Here is an 18,020-nt window from a genome sequence, read left to right as displayed (position 1 = left end):
ACGAAATGAAGTGGACGTTATATAATCGAACACAATAAATTCATAGTTTGAGAGTCGGTAATTCGAATCACACATCGAATTTTAATTGGGAAGACCGGTGAAAATCCGGCGCGGTCCCGCCACTGTGAGTGAGGAGAGCTTTTCTTATGAATCCACTGTCATAAGGACGGGAAGGATGAAAAGCTTGCAGATTCACCAGCCAGGATACCAGCCGCTCTATCACATCAAACCCCCTACGGTTGATAGGAGATGTCGGAAAAAAGCGTCAGTTCTGCTCACGCTTTATTTCGCACACACATTTTGTCTTTTTAAACCAGACATTTGCCCTCATCAATCTTCACCATGAGTGTAAGTGTCTTTTTATATTTAGAGGAGGAATTGGAATTGACAATTGTTAAAACAAGTAATCTAGGTTTTCCGCGAATTGGTTTAAACAGAGAATGGAAAAAAGCACTTGAGTCTTATTGGAAAGGTCAAACAGACCGTGAAACCCTCTTAAGCACACTTGATGAACAATTTTCAGCTGCCATTAAAACGCAAATTGATCAACAAATTGATGTTGTTCCTTCTGGAGACTTTACCTTCTACGATCACGTGCTCGATACTGCTGTTATGTTCAATTGGATTCCAGAGCGCTTCCGCAGCTTAAAAGACCCGCTAGATACATACTTTGCGATGGCAAGAGGAACAAAAGATGCTGTCTCAAGTGAAATGACAAAATGGTTTAATACAAACTATCACTACATCGTTCCAGAATACGAAAAAAGCACGGAATTCAAACTCACACATAACAAACCGCTTGAAGCTTACGAAAAGGTGAAAAAGGCGTTTGGTGTTGAAACAAAACCTGTTGTACTTGGTCTTTATACATTTGTCTCACTTTCTAAAGGCTATGAACCAAATGAAGTAAAAGAGATTCAGCAGCGTCTCATCCCACTTTACACTCAGCTTTTAAAAGAACTTGAAGAAGCCGGCGTCAAATGGGTACAAATTGATGAACCAGCACTTGTCACAGCTTCATATGAAGACGTGAAAGCCGTCAAAGAAATCTATCAAACGATCAAAGAAGCCGTACCTGCCTTAAATATTCTTCTTCAAACATACTTTGATTCAGTAGATGCGTATGAAGAGCTTGTCACATATCCTGTTGAAGCCATCGGTCTTGATTTTGTCCATGATCAAGGGCGCAATCTTGATCAAGTGAAAAAGCACGGCTTCCCGAAAGACAAAGTTTTAGCAGCAGGCGTCATTGATGGAAGAAATATTTGGAGATCAGATCTTGGCGAAAGATTGTCATTCGTTTCTGAGGTTATTGCTGACGCTCAGCCAAAGGAAGTATGGCTGCAGCCATCAAGCAGTTTGCTGCATGTACCCGTTGCAAAACACCCAAGCGAACAGCTTGAAGAAAAACTATTAAACGGACTGTCTTATGCTACTGAAAAGCTGGCTGAATTAACAACATTAAAAGAAGGCTTAACAAAAGGCGCCGCAGCGATTGAAGCCGCCATCAATGAAGCCAAGCAAGCACTTCTTACTTTAAAAGAATTTGCAAAAGGAACCAATGCGGATTTCACAAAAGAACGCAACAATCTTTCATCGAAAGACTTTAAACGTCCAGTTGCCTTTGAAGAGCGCCTTCGTATCCAAAACGAATCTCTTGAACTGCCGCTCTTGCCAACAACAACCATTGGCAGCTTCCCGCAATCTGCGGAAGTGCGAAGTGCTCGTCAAAAATGGCGTAAAAATGAATGGACAGATGCAGAATATGATGAATTTATTAAGGAAGAAACAAAAAGATGGATTGATATTCAGGAGGAAATCGGTCTGGACGTTCTCGTACATGGAGAATTTGAACGTACAGACATGGTTGAATACTTTGGTGAAAAACTAGCCGGATTTGCCTTTACGAAATTTGCTTGGGTACAATCCTACGGATCACGCTGCGTGAAGCCGCCAATTATTTATGGAGATGTTGAGTTTACAGCACCAATGACTGTGAAAGAGACGGTTTACGCACAAAGCTTAACGAAGAAAAAGGTCAAAGGAATGCTGACAGGTCCTGTCACGATCTTAAACTGGTCTTTCCCAAGAACAGATATCTCCCGAAAGGACATTGCCTTCCAAATCGCTTTCGCATTACGTAAAGAGGTAGAAGCGTTAGAAGAAGCAGGAATTCAAGTCATTCAAGTGGATGAACCTGCACTAAGAGAAGGTCTTCCGCTCAAAGAAAGTGATTGGGCAGACTATTTAAACTGGGCAGCAGAGTCATTCCGTCTATCAACATCATCTGTTCAAAATGAAACGCAAATTCATACACATATGTGCTACAGTAACTTCGAGGATATTGTCGATACGATCGAAGACCTTGATGCCGATGTGATCACAATTGAACATTCACGCAGTCATGGCGGATTCCTCGATTATTTAGAGAAACATCCGTATTTGAAAGGTCTCGGACTTGGTGTATATGACATCCATAGCCCGCGCGTTCCATCTGTCGAAGAAATGAGTCAAATCATTGATGATGCATTGAACGTATGCCCAACAGATCGCTTCTGGGTGAATCCTGACTGCGGACTAAAAACGAGACAAGAGCCTGAAACCATTGCTGCTTTGAAAAACATGGTGACGGCGGCTGAAGTCGCTCGTAAAAAGCTGACGCAGCATGCATAATTGATTTCCTCTCCCCTGCTATCATGGCGGGGGATTTTTAATGCGTAAATTGTCCTGATTGACCATCTACTAGGAGGTTTCCTTTTCTAGCATGATTCGTTTATACTAGAGAAGTCAGACGAACATAGGGAGGAAGACAATGAATCACGAAGATTTTTTACAACGCGCAATTGATCTTGCAGTAGAAGGAGTCAATAGTGGTACTGGCGGTCCTTTTGGAGCAGTCATTGTCAAGGATGGACAGATTATTGCCGAGGGAAGCAACAATGTGACAACAACGAATGATCCAACCGCACATGCTGAGGTCACAGCCATTCGAAAGGCGTGCCAAACGCTGAATACATACCAATTAGAAGATTGTATTTTATATACAAGCTGTGAGCCTTGTCCGATGTGCCTTGGCGCTATTTACTGGGCTAGACCAAAAGCGGTCTATTTTGCTGCTGGACATCAGGATGCGGCAGTTTCTGGTTTTGATGACTCATTTATTTATGAAGAAATCAATAAAGATTACGAATCAAGAAATATTCCATTTTATCAGCTGACACTTCAAAAAACCCTTGCACCATTTGAAGCATGGGCAACATATGAACAAAAGAAAGAATATTAAAAAAAGACACCTGCTCATGAGCAGGTGTTTCTTTTTTTCAGCGTGATAGAGAACCTTTTTATTCAGCCACTTCAAGCTCTACTTCGATGTTCCCTCTTGTTGCTTTTGAATATGGACAAAATTCATGCGCAGCCTCGACTAGCTCTTTCGCTTTGTCATGGTCAAGGCCTTTTGCAGATACAATCAGCTTGACACCAAGCTTAAATCCGCCATCACTTTCATCTTTTAAAAGACTGACATGTCCCTCGACTTCTGATTCAATGTCGACCCCTTGCTTTTTCGCTACTTGTTCAAGCGCCCCTCCGAAACAAGCTGCATAGCCCGCTGCAAATAATTGCTCTGGATTCGTACCAGTTTCTCCGTCTTTCTTTGCATTAGGCATGACAATGTTATGATCGAGCACACCATCTTCTGAGCGAACGTGTCCAGCTCTTCCGTGTTGTGCCTTTACTTTTGCTGTGAATAATGGTTTCATCTTTATCTCCTCCTTTATCTATTTATTCCTTTCACGTTCTATCCATTTCTCAAACATTTATCGCACATTAAAGAATTTTTCGTTTTTGGGCTGTATTTATTTTAAAAAAGAAGAAAATCTTATACAATAATAAGTATGACAAAAAATAGTTGGTGACTGACATGACAAATGAATTCGAGCACATGAAGCTGGAAAATCAGCTTTGTTTCTTGTTATATGCAAGTTCAAGAGAGATGACGAAGCAGTATAAACCGTTATTAGAAGAGTTAGACATTACGTATCCGCAATATTTGGCACTGCTTTTATTGTGGGAGCATGGGACATTAAATGTGAAAACGATGGGAGAGCTTTTGTATTTAGACTCCGGTACACTCACACCTATGCTGAAACGGATGGAGCAAAACGGACTCATCATCCGCGAGCGCTCGAAAGAGGATGAACGTTCTGTGCAAATTCGTTTAACGGAATATGGAGGGCAACTAAAAGAGAAGGCTACTGCAATTCCATTTCAGATGCTGTCTGGGACAGGCAGATCGGAAGAAGAGTTAAAAACGCTGCGCGCCTCTTTACATGAGCTTTTGCAAAAATTAACACAATCAAAAGGCTGAGGGATTATTCCCTCAGCCTTTTATGATATCAATTATTGTGCGACAGCTACTAATTCTACTTCGATATTTCCTTGAGTTGCTTTTGAATATGGGCATACGCCATGTGCTTTATGAACAAGCTCATCTAATGCTGATTGCTCGATTCCAGTTCCTTTTACTTCTAACTTAACGCCTAGTTTGAAGCCGCCATCTGAACTGTCTTTTACTAAACTGACATGTGCTGTTACTTCGCTTTCAAAACGGATACGCTCTTGTCTTGCGACCATTTGAAGGGCTGAATCAAAACATGCAGAGTAGCCTGCTGCAAATAATTGCTCTGGATTTGTTGCTTTTTCTATTTTTTTCGCTCTTGGTGTTCCAGGCATTGCTACATCATGCTCAAGCACTCCATCAGTTGAAACGACCTTTCCTTCTCTTCCTCCGACAGCTGATACCGTTGCAGTAAATAAAACTTCTGACATGTATATAACCCTCTTTCTCTCCAATAATATTTTCTACAATTGAATTGTACACAATTTAAATTTAAGAGTCAATGAAAAACACTCACTTTCATCTTTCCTCCGAATTTCATTTTTATGAGTGGTCAATGCAGGATGATTTGAGATGAGTACGCAATAAAAGCGATTTTCAGATTCAGTATTACTATGACAAATGCATTGATCCAGCAATACAAATTCAGTTTCATGCTGAAAAAATTTCTAGTGTAGAACATGAAAATATGCAAATTTTAAGGAAAAAATAAAGCTGTCGAGATTTTCTCGACAGCCCGAATTCTAGTTAACTAACATTCTTCGCATTTGTTGTTCTCTTCGCTTCTTTTTCTAGAATGTCACTAGGTTTAAAAAACTTTCAAAGATTATCACTCAATAACTTGGGTTCTCATAAGATTATTCTCCCCATCAGTAATATCATAAGTTTTTATTAACATTCTAGTACCTATAACACCTTTTACTTCAGCAGAACCGTCAACAATCATACTATTATCACTAGAATTAATTTTTATTTCGTTGATACTTGCTTTCTGAGATGAATTTAAACTGTTCCATTCGTCACCGACTGATTCATGAAAATTATATATTTTTCTATATGGGGTTCCATTACGGTCTATCCACAAGCCCTTTGCGGTGATGTTATTATACAAATTTGTGCCTTTTGCTTTATAGTCGAATGTTCCATTAAAAGTAAACTCCTCTAAATAGACAGTAACCTTATATTTTTTGTGTGCGGGAACTTTAACTGGCTGTGCACCTGAGGTAATCGTTTCGGTAGTAGTATCAGTGTTCGTTGTTGTTGTACCGGAATTAAAGGATGCAGTAATTTTATTTCCTCCAATAAATAGTGGTAATTTAAATTCTAATCCTTGCCCATCTAGCTTAAATCCTTTTGTAGTAGAAGTAGATACAGTTTGTGTCACGGCTTTAGTATAATTGGTTGTCACATAACTTTGATCAGTACTAGTAGTATTATCAAATAGATTCTCTCCAACGTATATTAAATTAGGAACAGATTGTTTTAAATTTAAATTATCACTATTAGGATCAAAGTCTAAATCGGCTCTAGAGGATACGGATTGAGGTTTTTTATCTAATTTGTACATACGATCCATTGTTGTATCTGCTAAGTTGTTTTTATAATAGTATTCTCCGATCTGATTTAAATTGTTATTAATATTGGTAATCGTAATCGCTTGTTTCAAAATAAAACCCCCACTCTTTAATTGTTAAAAGATATTTTCATGGAAAAATTAAACATTTTTTGAATTCGTTATTCATGATACCATCTAAAAGATGCTGTTGCAAGATTCTTAATTAATGCAACACCATAACTATAAATAGGTATCCGATAAACGTCTTTTTCCATAAAATGAGGGTATGTACATTTTATAAAAAATAAAGCTGTCGAGATTTTCTCGACAGCTTTATCCCTGTGAAAAGGACTTTTAGATCGTGATATGCTTCGGATTCGGTTTTTCTAACGTATGGTTTCTGTTATCCGGGTCGGCATTTGCTGCTGCCAGCCATAACGCCAAGATGGTGATGCTTGTACAGACGACTGCCCATTTTTTAAAATTCATATAAACAATCCCCTCTCTGAATATAGATTCGAGCATGTTCTGCTTCTCCGTAGAACGTGGAAGATTTTTCATAATCTTCCATTTCATTATAATACTTTGCGGTGTCTAATGCCAGCTCCTCTATATCTGGATATGCATAGGCAGACTCTAAAAAATGAAAAATTCGTTTAATATGCTCCGCGTCTTGCTTTAAATACAATGCTTCTAAAAATATCGTCTTTTGAATATGAATGTCATCCTGAAGTGCTTCTGCTCGCTTCATACATTCTTCTCTGTAGTGTAAGGCTTCTTCGTGTTTACCTTGTTTGTATAATATCTGAGCAGCTGTATAAAGAGGGTCTATGGATCGACGAAGGTGATCAGATTGATTTTGGTCAAATAACGAGATGGATTCTTTCATTAGTTCGAGTGCGCGGTCAAGATCTCCCATTCGGTAATAACTGTTGCCCATATTAAACAAAGAGGAAGCAATAAAACGCACATTTTGAAAGTCTCTTGATCTCGCAAGTGCTCTCTCGAGATGTGGTAATGCCTTTTCATGTCTTCTCATATCATCATAATTACCTGCCACAATAAATTCGCATTGGATGGTGCGAAGCGCATATAGCTCATGCTGAATATAGACATCCAGCGCCAGTTTGGCATGATGCATCGAGATATGTGTTTGTTTCATGTGATAATATATTTCTGACATTTTAAAATGAAATTCCGCACGTTCAATATCATCTGACACAAAAGAAAGCTTGTGCTCTGCCTTTTGATAAGACGAGATGGCAGCAATATACTGCCTACGGCCAAATTCATACATGCCTCTGAAAAAATGATAGTAGTATTCAAGCATGCCTGTGACATGTGTTTGATGCTCATCTATTTCTTTCGAAAGCTCGGAAAAGTTGGCGCGAAGCTTTCCTTCCTTTAATGGCTTTAAATAATCGAGCATGACCTCATGTCTGAATTCCATTAAAGAAAAATAGAGAAGCAAATTCTGATCTTCTTCCATTGAATCAAGAGAGGTGCGAATTTCCTGCTTTAGTTGTTCTGCTTGTTCTGAATCAAATCTGCGGATTAATTCATACCACTTGTTGATTTTCACTCCAATATCCGAAGAGGGAATGATTTTCGCCATACGTTGCCTTCTCCAATCTTTTCAAAATATAAAACATTACCATATTTTATCATACTTGACCGAAGAAATACAAAAATGAAAGGAAAAAGAGAGCCTATTGTCACAAGACTCTCTTTTGAATTCGTTATTCTCTTATTTGTCCTTGACCGCGAATGACAAACTTTTCAGAGGTTAAGGCAGGCAGACCCATAGGTCCTCTTGCATGCAGTTTTTGTGTGCTAATCCCTATTTCTGCTCCGTAGCCAAATTCAAAGCCATCTGTGAACCGAGTAGAGGCATTATGATAGACAGCGGCAGCGTCGACAGCTGTTAAGAAAAGTGACGCATTTTGATCATTTTCCGAAATGATCGCTTCAGAGTGCTTGGAACTATACGTTTGTATATGCTGAATCGCTTCTTCTATGTTGGCTACGGTTTTAATACTGACAATCGGCGCTAAAAACTCTGTTTCATAGTCCTCTGTGCTCGCTAATGAAGCACTTGGCGCAAGGGCACATACAGCTTCATCGCCCCGTATTTCTACCCCATTTGCATGAAGGGCTTCAAATAATGAAGCGCCATATGTTTTTGCCCATGTTTCATGAATGACAATGCTCTCGATCGCGTTGCAAACAGATGGCCTTTGGGTTTTAGCATTCAGCACAATCTGCTCAGCCATTTCGTTTTTCGCTGTTTCATCAATGTAGATATGACAGTTCCCTGCCCCTGTCTCAAGCACTGGCACGGTAGACTCTCTCACGACAAGATCAATTAAATTTTTCCCGCCGCGCGGAATAAGGACATCCAAATATTCATTTAAAGTGAACAGCGTTTTCGCCGTTTCACGGCCTGTATCTTCAATCAATTGCACACTGTCTACTGGAATTTCCGTTGTGTGAAGCGCTTCATGGATCACCTTCACAATCGCTTTATTACTATGAATGGCAGAGGAGCTCCCGCGAAGAATAACAGCATTCCCAGTTTTCAAACAAAGGGCGGCAGCATCTACAGTCACGTTTGGTCTTGCTTCATAAATCATTCCAACCGTTCCAAGAGGTACACGCACCTTTTCAATGAACAAACCGTTTTCTTTTCGAATGGTTTCTAATGTTTCACCAATTGGGTCTTTTAGGTGAATGAGTTGAAGGGTCGCGTCTGCGATGGCTTCAATTCTCTCTTCTGTGAGTGTAATCCGGTCAATAACAGAAGGCGTGAACTGCTTTTCCTCAGCAGCCTGCACATCTTTTTTATTCTCATCGAGTAAATAAGCGGAAGATGCTTTAAGTGCAGTTGCGATGGCATGTAAAGCTGTATTTTTTTGCTCCGTCGTTTTTAGGAGCAGCTGATCTTTGGCTACACTTGCTTTTTTTGCTTTTTCAAGAACTTCATTCATCATATTCCCTCCTCAGTTTTGTACATGCTGTACCCAGTGATCTCTGTGTATGACTTCAGGCTTCTCATTTGAAAGCTCATCACTTCGCAGTCCTTTAATACCGAGAAGCTCATCGGATGCGTACAAGGTTTGTCCTTTACCTACTAGCCCATTCGGACCGACGACTTCAACGACCTCTCCTTTAGAAAAGTCACCAGCGACATCAATAACTCCAGCTGGAAGAAGACTTCTCCCATGATGCAAAATCGCCGCTTCTGCTCCTGCATCTATCATGATTTTCCCAGAAACGGGTGAATGGAATTGAATCCACTGACGGCGGTTGTTGATCGCTGATAAGTCCTGTTCTCCGATATACGTTCCGTCTCCTTGACCCGCAAGAATATGAAGCAGCTTATCTTCACCAGTACCTGTACCAATGAAGACTTTCACGCCTAGTGAAAGTGCCGTTTGTGCAGCAGACAGCTTTGATTTCATCCCGCCTGTTCCCACTTTTGAGCCTGTACTCTTCGCATATGAAAACAATTCTTCTGAAATGTGTGTTAGTACATCAAAACGCTTCGCATCAGGATGCTCATTTGGATTTGCATTATAAATTCCGTTAATGTCTGTTAAGATGATCAATTGGTCTGCATGAATTAAACCGCTGACAAGAGCTGACAGCATGTCATTATCCCCAAAAGTAAGCTCCTCAATGGAGACAGAATCATTTTCATTAATGATCGGTAAAATTTTTCTTTCCAGCAGCTCCATCATCGTTGCGTAAGCATTTCGATATCTTGTTCGATCTGAAAAGTCATTACGGGTTAAAAGCATTTGTGCAGGTGTCATGTGAAACTGTGAAAATAGTTCTGTATATTTCTGCATTAACAAGCCTTGACCAACGGCGGCTGCCGCCTGTTTTCCCTTTAAGGTCACAGGTCTTGATGGATACCCTAAGCTGCCAAACCCTGCTGCCACGGCTCCTGATGAAATTAAAATAATTTCATGCCCAGCCTCTTTCAGCTTTGCTATCGCTTTCACATGATCCTGCATTTTTTGTTCATCAATGGCTCCTTTTTGCTCTGTTAATGAACTGCTGCCAATTTTGATGACGATCCTTTGCTTTTTCATTATTGATTCCCTCCGCTATACCTTTAGGCACAAAAAAATCCCTTTTTCTCCTTATGTAAAGGACGAAAAGGGATTTTCCGTGGTACCACCTTCATTGAATAAGCATACTTCTAGCTTATTCCACTCAACTCCTGTAACGCCAGGCACGCGCTTAGATTTTTCCTCTAAGGCTCAAAGGGCAGGTTCAGCAGCTGTCTGCGGCAAATGTTTCAGCATGTCATTTGCTCTCTTTACGCATCAGTTCCTGCTTACTATTCCTTTTCAACGCTCGTTAATTTTTTTATATTATCACCAATTGCAAAGGAAAAGTCAAGCGGTCAATTAAATACAATCGTTTTATTCTCATGCACAATAATTCGATCTTCTAGATGCCATTTGACGGCACGTGCTAGCACACTCCGCTCAATTGTTCGACCAATATTTTTTAGAGCTTCCGCATCATCCCGGTGATCTACACGCTCTATATCCTGTTCAATGATCGGTCCTTCGTCTAAATCATTGGTCACATAATGAGAAGTTGCGCCAATTAATTTGACACCTCGCTCATATGCCCGCTTATATGGATTCGCACCGATAAACGCTGGCAGGAAGGAATGATGTATATTAATGATTTTGTTCGGGTGCTGTTCTATAAAAGCAGGTGTTAAAATTTGCATGTATCTAGCAAGCACAATGGCATCAATATCATACTCTTCTAATAATGCAAGCTGCTGTTTTTCCGCTTCTTTGCGAATGTCTTTGTTCGCCTTCACAAAATGGAACGGGATTCCAAGCGCTTCTACTGTATCTTTTGCCGTTTCATGATTGCTGATCACGACCGCAATTTCAGCCATCAAATTGCCGCTTTGCCATTCCCATAGCAGCTCATGTAAACAATGAAGCTCTTTTGACACAAAGATTGCCAGCTTTTTAAGCTCACTTGCACGCGACATGCTCCACGTCATTTGAAAAGATGCTGCAATTGGCTCAAACTGCCGCTTCAGCTGATCCATATTTGCCGAGATGTCTTTCCAATCAAATTCAATTCTTAAAAAGAACCGGCCGCTTTCATGGTCTGTTGTGTATTGGCTGGATTCAATGATATTTGCTCCGTTCTCAAATAAAAAGGAAGAAACAGCTGATACAATTCCAGGCTGATCCGGGCAGCTGACAAGCAATCTTCCTTTTTGCTCATGCTTTTGTCTGTGTAATTCAAGTTTCTCTGTTATCAAAGTTCTCATGTATCATGACCTCATTTACGTTTTCATTCTAATGAAATATTATACTGGACTGGAAAGAGAAAAAGCAATGTAGAGCCCCATTTTTTATTGAATATTCATTCAATTCTGCCCCTAGCGTGATATAATGTGAATAGACCTTTTAGCATAAAAGGAGTGATGGAGATGAAAAGTATGACTTTGTTTGGTAAAGTGAGCTTTTGGCTCGGCATCGTTTGTCTGATCACAGGTATTTCCCTTTTTATAGCCGGCGAAAGACTCGTTCCTTTTCTCACATTTGGTGTGTGTTTTCTACTTGTGAGCCAGCTTTACCGCAAAAATGAAAACGATTCCAATCATCATTCGATGTAACAAAAGGCTGGCATCTATCTGCCAGCCTTTTCTTATTCAATGATTTTCAACCCTACTGCCGCAGATAAAATCAATGCGATGAAGAAAATACGTTTTGCATCTTTCGACTCTCCGTAAAAGAGCATACCGACCATGGCGCCTCCAGCAGCTCCAATTCCAGTCCAAATGGCGTACGCCGTTCCCATCGGAATCGTGTTCATCGCAAGAGACAGCATCAGAAAGGACATCGAAAAGCCAGCCGCAATGAATAAAATCCATTTGACATGCTTGTCTTTTTGGAATTGGTTCATCATGGTCACACAAAGCATTTCTAAGATGCCTGCTCCAATAAGTAAAAGCCAGCTCATGATTCAGCCTCTCCCTTCTTTTCACCTGTTGTCAGCTTCAGTCCTAATACACCGCTCAAAAGCATGACAATCAAAAGCAGTTTGACAAGCTGAACCGGCTCACCAAGCACCATGCCTATGACGACGGTACCTGCTGTACCAAGCCCGGTAAAAACAGCATAAAGTGTGCCAACTGGCAGTACATTTGTTGCTTTCATGAGTAAATAAAAGCTCACGATAATACAAACGATGGTTGCGCCCCATTCTATGAGCGAGTGGGCATATTTCAGCCCCATCACCCAGCCGACTTCAAAGATGGCCGCGATAAAGACATTTCCCCATTTCATCTGATCTTCTCCTTTCTGAACGATTCCAACCAACAAAAAAAGCCTGGAAATCGATCGTTTGATCAAATCTCCCGGGCTTTTATCCCTCCGTGTCCATACGGCCTCTTCTAAAGACCCTATGTGTTTTCTCTCGGACCAGACTGCACCAGCGCACGGAACCCTAGAAAACCAATTCATGATAAACAGATCTGACTTAGAGCAGATTCTGTATTAAAAATCTTACCACACCCCAATATGCCGGTCTACCAGTTTGCTCTCCCTCTTCAAATATACTTGTTCATTTTTCGAAAGAAATGATTTCGGACCGGCGTATACTAAGTGTTAGAAACAGATCAACTGATAAAGAAGATCTGCGGGATATTTCCGTGCTGCCAACCGAAGGGAAATGAGCGTATATGACAATCCATTTATTTTTTATTACTTTGACGATCAAGCGTAAATACAAGGACATGGAGACCGTTCTTTACGAACAAGAAGTCGAAACAATTTATGAAGAAATGAAACAGAAACAACTAAAGTATATGAACTAAAACAGAAAAAATGGAAGAAGGACCAAGTTAGAAACGCCCAGACATTAAAGGAACGGTCATATCGCTGGTATAATGAACTCAGATTGATGAGATGAACGTTCCACTTTAGGATGCTGCATTTACAGATTATCCGTTGTATCGGCCTAAACAATGCTGAAAAACATTTTATAGAAAACCAAGAGGTGGATCATATGATGATAACCAACGAACAGAAACATGAATTTTATCAAGCACTGGTTGACAAGAACCCGCAATATGACGGCACGTTTTTCGCCGGCATTAAGACCACCGGTATCTTCTGCCATGCCACATGTACCGCTAGAAAACCAAAATATGAGAACTGTGAGTTTTTCTTTACAGCAGAGGAAGCACTGCTAGCAGGATATCGTCCGTGCAAGCGCTGCACTCCATTAACATATCCGAACAGCATTCCAGAAGAAGTCAAAACACTCGTTTCTGCAGTTGAAACACATCCTGAAAAACGCTGGAAAGAAGAGGACTTTCGCGAGTTAGGGATACACTCTGCAACGGCCAGGCGGAAATTCAAAGAAATCTATGGCATGACCTTTGTTCAATATGCGAGATCACGCCGAATGGGGCTTGCCTTTAAAGAAATTATGAATGGAAAAAAAGTGATTGATCAGCAGGTCGCATTGGGCTATGATTCTTCAAGTGCCTTCAATGATGCCTTTACGAAAATCATGGGGAATCCCCCTAAAAAGACGCAAACCAAGATTCTTCACGCTAATTTTATTTCTACACCGATTGGACGGATGATCAGCGTGACAGATGCGACGCATGTGTATTTACTGGAATTTATGGACAGGCGGGGACTAGAAAAGGAAATTGAGAACATGAGAAAAAAGCATCATGCGCGTATTTTAGTTGGGGAAACAAACATCCACCAGCAATTAACAAAGGAATTGACCTTATATTTCGAGAAAAAACTGACGCAGTTTACAGTACCACTTTCCATGCATGGCACCCCTTTTCAAATGAAGGTGTGGGACCTGCTCACACGTATTCCTTCAGGCGAAACTAGTTCTTACCGAGATCTTGCTGTGATGCTGGGCGATCCGCATTTGGTCCGGGCGGTAGGGAATGCAAATGGTGCCAATCAGTTGGCGATCATCATTCCTTGCCACCGCGTCATTCAAACAAGTGGTGAGCTCGGCGGCTACGGCGGCGGGATAGAACGTAAGAAATATTTACTTCAACTAGAACAGCGGATATAAAAAAAACGGCTCTGCTTATTTTGTAAGCGAGCCGTTTTCTTCGTTTCTGGTAATGCTGTAAACATCAATGATTTGGTCCCATTTTGAAATGGTTTTTTCTTTTTTCATGCCCATTTTTAAAGCGACCTTTACCGATGCTTCATTGTCCGGGCGGATTAAGCTTACCATTCGTCTGACTTTCATTTCTTCAAAGCCATAGGTGAGGCAGCCTTTTGCGGCTTCAGCAGCATAGCCATTCCCCCACGCTGCTTTCTTAAGCATATAGCCGATTTCAAGTTCTGTTTGTCCTTCAATGTTTTGCAGAACAATTCCGCTTTGTCCAAGTAGTTCATTCGTTTCTTTGTCTTCAATGATCCAGAGAGAAGTATGGTACATACGGTCATTCTTTTGATTCCATGCAATCCACTCTTTCGTCTGCTGCTTATCCTTCAAAGAAGGATAATACTTCATTACTTCTTCATCTTGGAACAACATGTCATATAAAAACGAGGCATCATGTTCATTCATCGTTCTCAGTCTAAGTCGCTCTGTTTCAAGCACTGTGCGTGTTTGAAGTTTCATTTATGATCCCCCCTCACTTACTGATTAAAAAGATCACCGAACAGTCCATTTGAATCTGGGGCAAAGTAATGGATTCCCGCACCGGTTAAACTAGCTGCCAGCGCCGTCCACATCATTAAACTGACTGTCATCCACACCGCAACTTGCTTTCTCTTCGTCCCGAAACTCATGCACATAAACGCTGCTAAATGACTGCCAATGATAAAAGGACCGACTATCGCTAATCCCGGGAGACCATAACGTTCCCAAATTTTTCTCGCCCGCTGCTGCTTTTTTTCTCCTTTTTCATTGCTTTTGTCCTCTTTTCTCTTTAACCGCCATGCTTTAAAGCGGTCTACGAAAACAATGAGAAGGAAAACGGTAAAAAAATTGCCGATGAACCCAATAACCGCTGCCGGTACAGGATGCATGCCACTTAAAATGGCCAGCGGAACGACCCCTACCACCTCAAAAAAAGGCAAAGCAGCCAATACAAAAACAAGTACATATCCCCATAAAATATCCAAACACAGAACCCCTTTTCATTTTTGTCCTCTTCCCATTGTAATGAAAAACACGTTACCATTTCTACATTTTTTTAGAAAAAGAAAAGCACATCTGATGGGATGTGCCCTGTTTTTTTACATCGTATTTTCATTTTTCTTATTCGTTCGGCGTAAAACAATGAGCACAAGCCCGATTAAGATCACAATAGATAGTAGACTTTGCAAGAGAAGCACGCTTGGTGATGTCCAGCCAATCCATTCGAATATGAGCTGCGGTCCGAAAAAGATGATTGGAATCAGTGAAATGAGATTCGCTTTCATGATTGCATTAAAGACAATGATACATAACAGCATAAGCAGGATGACGCCCCATCTTTGACCTGAAGTCAGTACAAGTAATGGTGTGCCGAGTTTTTGATCCAATAGTTTGATTGTGACCATTGAAGTCAACTGAAAGATTCCTAAGATCCAGAAATAAAGAAATGCCCGGCCTCCTGTTTGAAAGGAAGACGCTCTAAACATGACAATGATCATGATGACATTGGCTACTAAAACGAGCGGATAACCAATCAATGCATACCAAGAATAGGATAAGCTTTGACTGATCGCATCTGATAAAATCATATAAAAGAGTGAACCAATTAAGAAGGCACTGACAAAAGGAATCCAGTCTTTATGGTTTCCTGACAGCTCTTTTGCAAGTTCATCAGCATAGCCCCGCGGATCTCCGCCAAACAAAGCCTCCCCTGTTTTACCGTCTTTTTCAGCCTCAACCGCATGTGTCGTCAGTTCATCCATCAGCTCATCAATTTCGTCCTGATTTTTTCCTTTTGAGATGAGATAGAGTTTCAGCTCTAGTAGAACGTGTCTTGTTTCTTTTGATACCATAATCTCACTTCCCTTTTTGTAGTAAACAGTTTACATTTTTTGAAAGCTCACTCCAGCGGGTAATAAACTCTATGAGCGCTTTTTCTCCAGCTTGTGTGAGCGTATAGTATTTCCTTTTCGGCCCGCTTGCTGATGCTTTTGTGACAGTGGTCACGAGCTGTTCCTTTTGCATACGCAGCAGGATCGGATAGATACTTCCTTCACTAATTTGATCAAACCCGTAATGCGCGAGCTTCTTCGTCATTTCATATCCATAAATCTCACCCTCTGAAATAATCGACAGCAGGCAGCCTTCTAAAATTCCTTTTAGCATTTGTGTGGATGTTGTCATCTTTGTTCCTCCGATTCCAGTACCTTGCATCACAAGATAGCATCATCTTACCACACACTATCTTGCCATGCAAGATACCACCCTAGAAAAAAATCACCGCTTAAAGGGTGATTTTTACGCCCAAGGCTTATCTGTCCCAAGTGCGTCAGCCAAAGCTTTACTATGCTTTCGGCGGCTCTTTCTTTCCTCTGCCCGCTGCTTCGCTGTTTGATGCAGCATGATTTCTTCCTCTGTTTCCGGCATGACTTGCGGGACTCGTTTTGGCTTCCCATTTTCATCTAGCGAGACAAATGTCAGAAATGAAGTCGCTGCGAGTCTGCGCTCTCCAGACATCAAGTTTTCTTTCATAACTTTAACGAACACTTCCATGGAAGACGTGCCAACCCATGTCACATAGGATTCCAAGCATACTGACTCTTTTTGTCCAATTGGCTCTAAAAAATCAACAGAATCCATAGAAGCCGTGACCGTTTCACTGCGGCTGTGCCTTGCTGCCGAGATGGAAGCAATGTCATCTATATAACTCATTAATTTTCCGCCAAACAAGGTTTGGTGATTATTCGTATCGAGAGGGAATACCCTGCTGGTTTTTACAACTTTCGATTCCTTGCAGTATTTGAAATTTTCTTCTCTCATCATCATAGCTCCTTCTTGCTGTTTTCGTGAATGCGGAACGACTTTTATTAAACACTATTCTTTTAGGTTTGTCTAAACTTTTTGCTTTAGTCTCTTGTGAGAGATTTTCTTTCGGAAATGTTTCAACTATGACTAGAACGAGGAATAATAGAACTATGAACAAACAAGGAGGCCATTTGATGGATTCTATGAGAGCAGAACAAATACACAAAATGCCGCAATGCATGAGTGAATATGACGATTTACAAGAAGTCCTTTTATGCAGTCCCATCTATATGGAAATCAAACAGATCATCAACGAAACCCAAAAGCATTTTGCAAGAGAAAATATTTCTCAAATGAAAGCCATTGCTCAGCATAAGCAATTGATCCAAACCCTACAAGACCATCAAGTACGCCCCATTATGCTTCCTGCAAATGACCGCTTTCCTGAACAGGTCTTTACTCGGGATATTGGGTTTACGATTGGACATACACTCTTTGTTTCAAGCATGGCCGCTCCGGTTCGGCAAGGAGAAGAACAATTGTTAAAAGAGTGGGCACAGGGAATTGGAATGAATACTGTTACCCTGACAAACGGAACAATTGAAGGCGGCGATGTCCTTGTGGATCAAACACGTGTATTTGTTGGAACAAGCAAAAGAACAAACCCAGCCGCTATTCATGAGCTAAAAAAAGAACTGCCGGATCATGACATCATTCCCATTCATCTTCCTCCTCACATTTTGCATCTCGATTGTGTGATGAATATTCTGTCTCATGATGAGATATTGATTTATCCTGAAGCGTTCAAAAAAGAGGATCTTCACCTGCTCAACATGCATTATCATCTCATTGAAATAAGCGAACAAGAGCAATTCACACTCGGTCCAAACGTTTTATCCATTGGACAGAAAAAAGTGATTAGTTTGCCTATCAATCAAGAAACAAATGCTGCTTTAACCGCTCACGGCTACACTGTCATTGAAGTGAATTTTTCAGAAATCATTAAATCTGGCGGCTCTTTTAGATGCTGCACATTGCCGATTCGGCGTTCATCCACTAAAAAAGCCAGCGTGTAGAACA

Annotated in this window: 22 protein-coding genes, 2 riboswitches and 1 other annotated feature; of the genes, 7 read left to right on the top strand and 15 right to left on the bottom strand. The window is 40.8% G+C overall.

The annotated features are described in order from the left end of the window. Positions 1-38: 38 nt before the first annotated feature. Positions 39-231, top strand: a riboswitch (cobalamin riboswitch). A 153-nt stretch (positions 232-384) separates the two neighbouring features. Both metE and MHH68_RS06400 read left to right on the top strand, forming a co-directional pair. Then, on the top strand, positions 385-2,673 hold the full coding sequence (gene metE / locus MHH68_RS06405) for a 5-methyltetrahydropteroyltriglutamate--homocysteine S-methyltransferase (protein ID WP_339165609.1): 2,289 nt from the start codon (positions 385-387) through the stop codon (positions 2,671-2,673). Positions 2,674-2,812: 139 nt separating this feature from the next. Then, positions 2,813-3,283: a nucleoside deaminase gene (locus tag MHH68_RS06400; protein ID WP_012009701.1), complete on the top strand. Its 471-nt coding sequence runs from the start codon at positions 2,813-2,815 to the stop codon at positions 3,281-3,283. A gap of 58 nt (positions 3,284-3,341) precedes the next feature. Here MHH68_RS06400 and MHH68_RS06395 read toward each other — a convergent pair whose 3' ends face one another. Next, positions 3,342-3,758, bottom strand: a complete 417-nt coding sequence (locus MHH68_RS06395) for an organic hydroperoxide resistance protein (RefSeq protein ID WP_106049103.1) — start codon at positions 3,756-3,758, stop codon at positions 3,342-3,344. 161 nt (positions 3,759-3,919) lie between these two features. Between MHH68_RS06395 and MHH68_RS06390 the strand changes: the two genes are divergently transcribed. Beyond that, positions 3,920-4,366 (top strand): MarR family transcriptional regulator, encoded by a 447-nt coding sequence (locus tag MHH68_RS06390; protein ID WP_339165606.1) that lies wholly within the window; start codon positions 3,920-3,922, stop codon positions 4,364-4,366. Between the two features lie 32 nt (positions 4,367-4,398). Here MHH68_RS06390 and MHH68_RS06385 read toward each other — a convergent pair whose 3' ends face one another. The 7 genes from MHH68_RS06385 to purU all read right to left on the bottom strand — a co-directional run bounded on the left by MHH68_RS06385 (position 4,399) and on the right by purU (position 11,268). After that, the gene (locus MHH68_RS06385) at positions 4,399-4,827 is read right to left on the bottom strand and encodes an organic hydroperoxide resistance protein (protein ID WP_044138892.1); all 429 of its coding nucleotides are present in this window, start codon (positions 4,825-4,827) and stop codon (positions 4,399-4,401) included. Positions 4,828-5,225: 398 nt separating this feature from the next. After that, positions 5,226-6,062, bottom strand: a complete 837-nt coding sequence (locus MHH68_RS06380; RefSeq protein WP_339165604.1) for an ETX/MTX2 family pore-forming toxin — start codon at positions 6,060-6,062, stop codon at positions 5,226-5,228. 243 nt (positions 6,063-6,305) lie between these two features. Then, complete coding sequence (locus MHH68_RS06375) at positions 6,306-6,440, bottom strand: phosphatase (protein ID WP_339165602.1); 135 nt, start codon at positions 6,438-6,440, stop codon at positions 6,306-6,308. After that, positions 6,430-7,566, bottom strand: a complete 1,137-nt coding sequence (locus tag MHH68_RS06370; protein WP_058014190.1) for a Rap family tetratricopeptide repeat protein — start codon at positions 7,564-7,566, stop codon at positions 6,430-6,432. Before MHH68_RS06370 ends, MHH68_RS06375 begins: the two co-directional genes overlap by 11 nt. A gap of 124 nt (positions 7,567-7,690) precedes the next feature. Then, positions 7,691-8,938, bottom strand: coding sequence for a glutamate-5-semialdehyde dehydrogenase (locus MHH68_RS06365; RefSeq protein WP_339165600.1), 1,248 nt, complete (start codon positions 8,936-8,938; stop codon positions 7,691-7,693). 12 nt (positions 8,939-8,950) lie between these two features. Then, positions 8,951-10,048, bottom strand: a complete 1,098-nt coding sequence (gene proB, locus MHH68_RS06360) for a glutamate 5-kinase (protein ID WP_180309119.1) — start codon at positions 10,046-10,048, stop codon at positions 8,951-8,953. Positions 10,049-10,103: 55 nt separating this feature from the next. Continuing rightward, positions 10,104-10,322: a binding site (T-box leader), on the bottom strand. Between the two features lie 43 nt (positions 10,323-10,365). Continuing rightward, positions 10,366-11,268 (bottom strand): formyltetrahydrofolate deformylase, encoded by a 903-nt coding sequence (gene purU / locus MHH68_RS06355; protein WP_058014193.1) that lies wholly within the window; start codon positions 11,266-11,268, stop codon positions 10,366-10,368. A gap of 162 nt (positions 11,269-11,430) precedes the next feature. Here purU and MHH68_RS06350 point away from each other — a divergent pair, with 162 nt between their 5' ends. Then, complete coding sequence (locus MHH68_RS06350; protein ID WP_058014194.1) at positions 11,431-11,616, top strand: hypothetical protein; 186 nt, start codon at positions 11,431-11,433, stop codon at positions 11,614-11,616. A 32-nt stretch (positions 11,617-11,648) separates the two neighbouring features. Here MHH68_RS06350 and MHH68_RS06345 read toward each other — a convergent pair whose 3' ends face one another. Continuing rightward, on the bottom strand, positions 11,649-11,963 hold the full coding sequence (locus MHH68_RS06345) for a multidrug efflux SMR transporter (protein ID WP_012009690.1): 315 nt from the start codon (positions 11,961-11,963) through the stop codon (positions 11,649-11,651). After that, a complete protein-coding gene (locus MHH68_RS06340; RefSeq protein WP_339165597.1) occupies positions 11,960-12,289 on the bottom strand; it encodes a multidrug efflux SMR transporter in 330 nt (109 codons plus the stop codon). Before MHH68_RS06340 ends, MHH68_RS06345 begins: the two co-directional genes overlap by 4 nt. A gap of 66 nt (positions 12,290-12,355) precedes the next feature. Next, a riboswitch (guanidine-I (ykkC/yxkD leader) is annotated at positions 12,356-12,464 on the bottom strand. A 220-nt stretch (positions 12,465-12,684) separates the two neighbouring features. Here MHH68_RS06340 and MHH68_RS06335 point away from each other — a divergent pair. Then, positions 12,685-12,819, top strand: a complete 135-nt coding sequence (locus tag MHH68_RS06335; RefSeq protein ID WP_081042291.1) for a YrzI family small protein — start codon at positions 12,685-12,687, stop codon at positions 12,817-12,819. 191 nt (positions 12,820-13,010) lie between these two features. Further along, the gene (locus MHH68_RS06330) at positions 13,011-14,054 is read left to right on the top strand and encodes a trifunctional transcriptional activator/DNA repair protein Ada/methylated-DNA--[protein]-cysteine S-methyltransferase (RefSeq protein WP_339165595.1); all 1,044 of its coding nucleotides are present in this window, start codon (positions 13,011-13,013) and stop codon (positions 14,052-14,054) included. Positions 14,055-14,069: 15 nt separating this feature from the next. Here the strand turns inward: MHH68_RS06330 and MHH68_RS06325 are convergent, their stop codons facing one another. The 5 genes from MHH68_RS06325 to MHH68_RS06305 all read right to left on the bottom strand — a co-directional run bounded on the left by MHH68_RS06325 (position 14,070) and on the right by MHH68_RS06305 (position 16,955). Then, positions 14,070-14,615, bottom strand: a complete 546-nt coding sequence (locus tag MHH68_RS06325; protein WP_339165594.1) for a GNAT family N-acetyltransferase — start codon at positions 14,613-14,615, stop codon at positions 14,070-14,072. A 17-nt stretch (positions 14,616-14,632) separates the two neighbouring features. Further along, on the bottom strand, positions 14,633-15,121 hold the full coding sequence (locus MHH68_RS06320) for a small multi-drug export protein (protein ID WP_061407489.1): 489 nt from the start codon (positions 15,119-15,121) through the stop codon (positions 14,633-14,635). Positions 15,122-15,235: 114 nt separating this feature from the next. After that, positions 15,236-15,988, bottom strand: a complete 753-nt coding sequence (locus tag MHH68_RS06315; RefSeq protein WP_339165590.1) for a hypothetical protein — start codon at positions 15,986-15,988, stop codon at positions 15,236-15,238. A 4-nt stretch (positions 15,989-15,992) separates the two neighbouring features. Continuing rightward, a complete protein-coding gene (locus MHH68_RS06310) occupies positions 15,993-16,319 on the bottom strand; it encodes a PadR family transcriptional regulator (RefSeq protein WP_058014200.1) in 327 nt (108 codons plus the stop codon). 114 nt (positions 16,320-16,433) lie between these two features. Beyond that, positions 16,434-16,955: an acyl-CoA thioesterase gene (locus MHH68_RS06305; RefSeq protein WP_058014491.1), complete on the bottom strand. Its 522-nt coding sequence runs from the start codon at positions 16,953-16,955 to the stop codon at positions 16,434-16,436. A gap of 179 nt (positions 16,956-17,134) precedes the next feature. Here MHH68_RS06305 and MHH68_RS06300 point away from each other — a divergent pair, with 179 nt between their 5' ends. Then, positions 17,135-18,016 (top strand): dimethylarginine dimethylaminohydrolase family protein, encoded by an 882-nt coding sequence (locus tag MHH68_RS06300; RefSeq protein WP_339165588.1) that lies wholly within the window; start codon positions 17,135-17,137, stop codon positions 18,014-18,016. Positions 18,017-18,020: the final 4 nt, after the last annotated feature.

It is taken from the genome of Bacillus sp. FSL K6-2841 (assembly GCF_037976435.1).
In the GTDB taxonomy this organism is placed as follows: Bacteria; Bacillota; Bacilli; order Bacillales; family Bacillaceae; genus Bacillus; species Bacillus pumilus.
The sequence above is the reverse complement of the archived record's forward strand: the minus strand, read 5'-3'. Positions and strand labels throughout refer to the sequence as shown.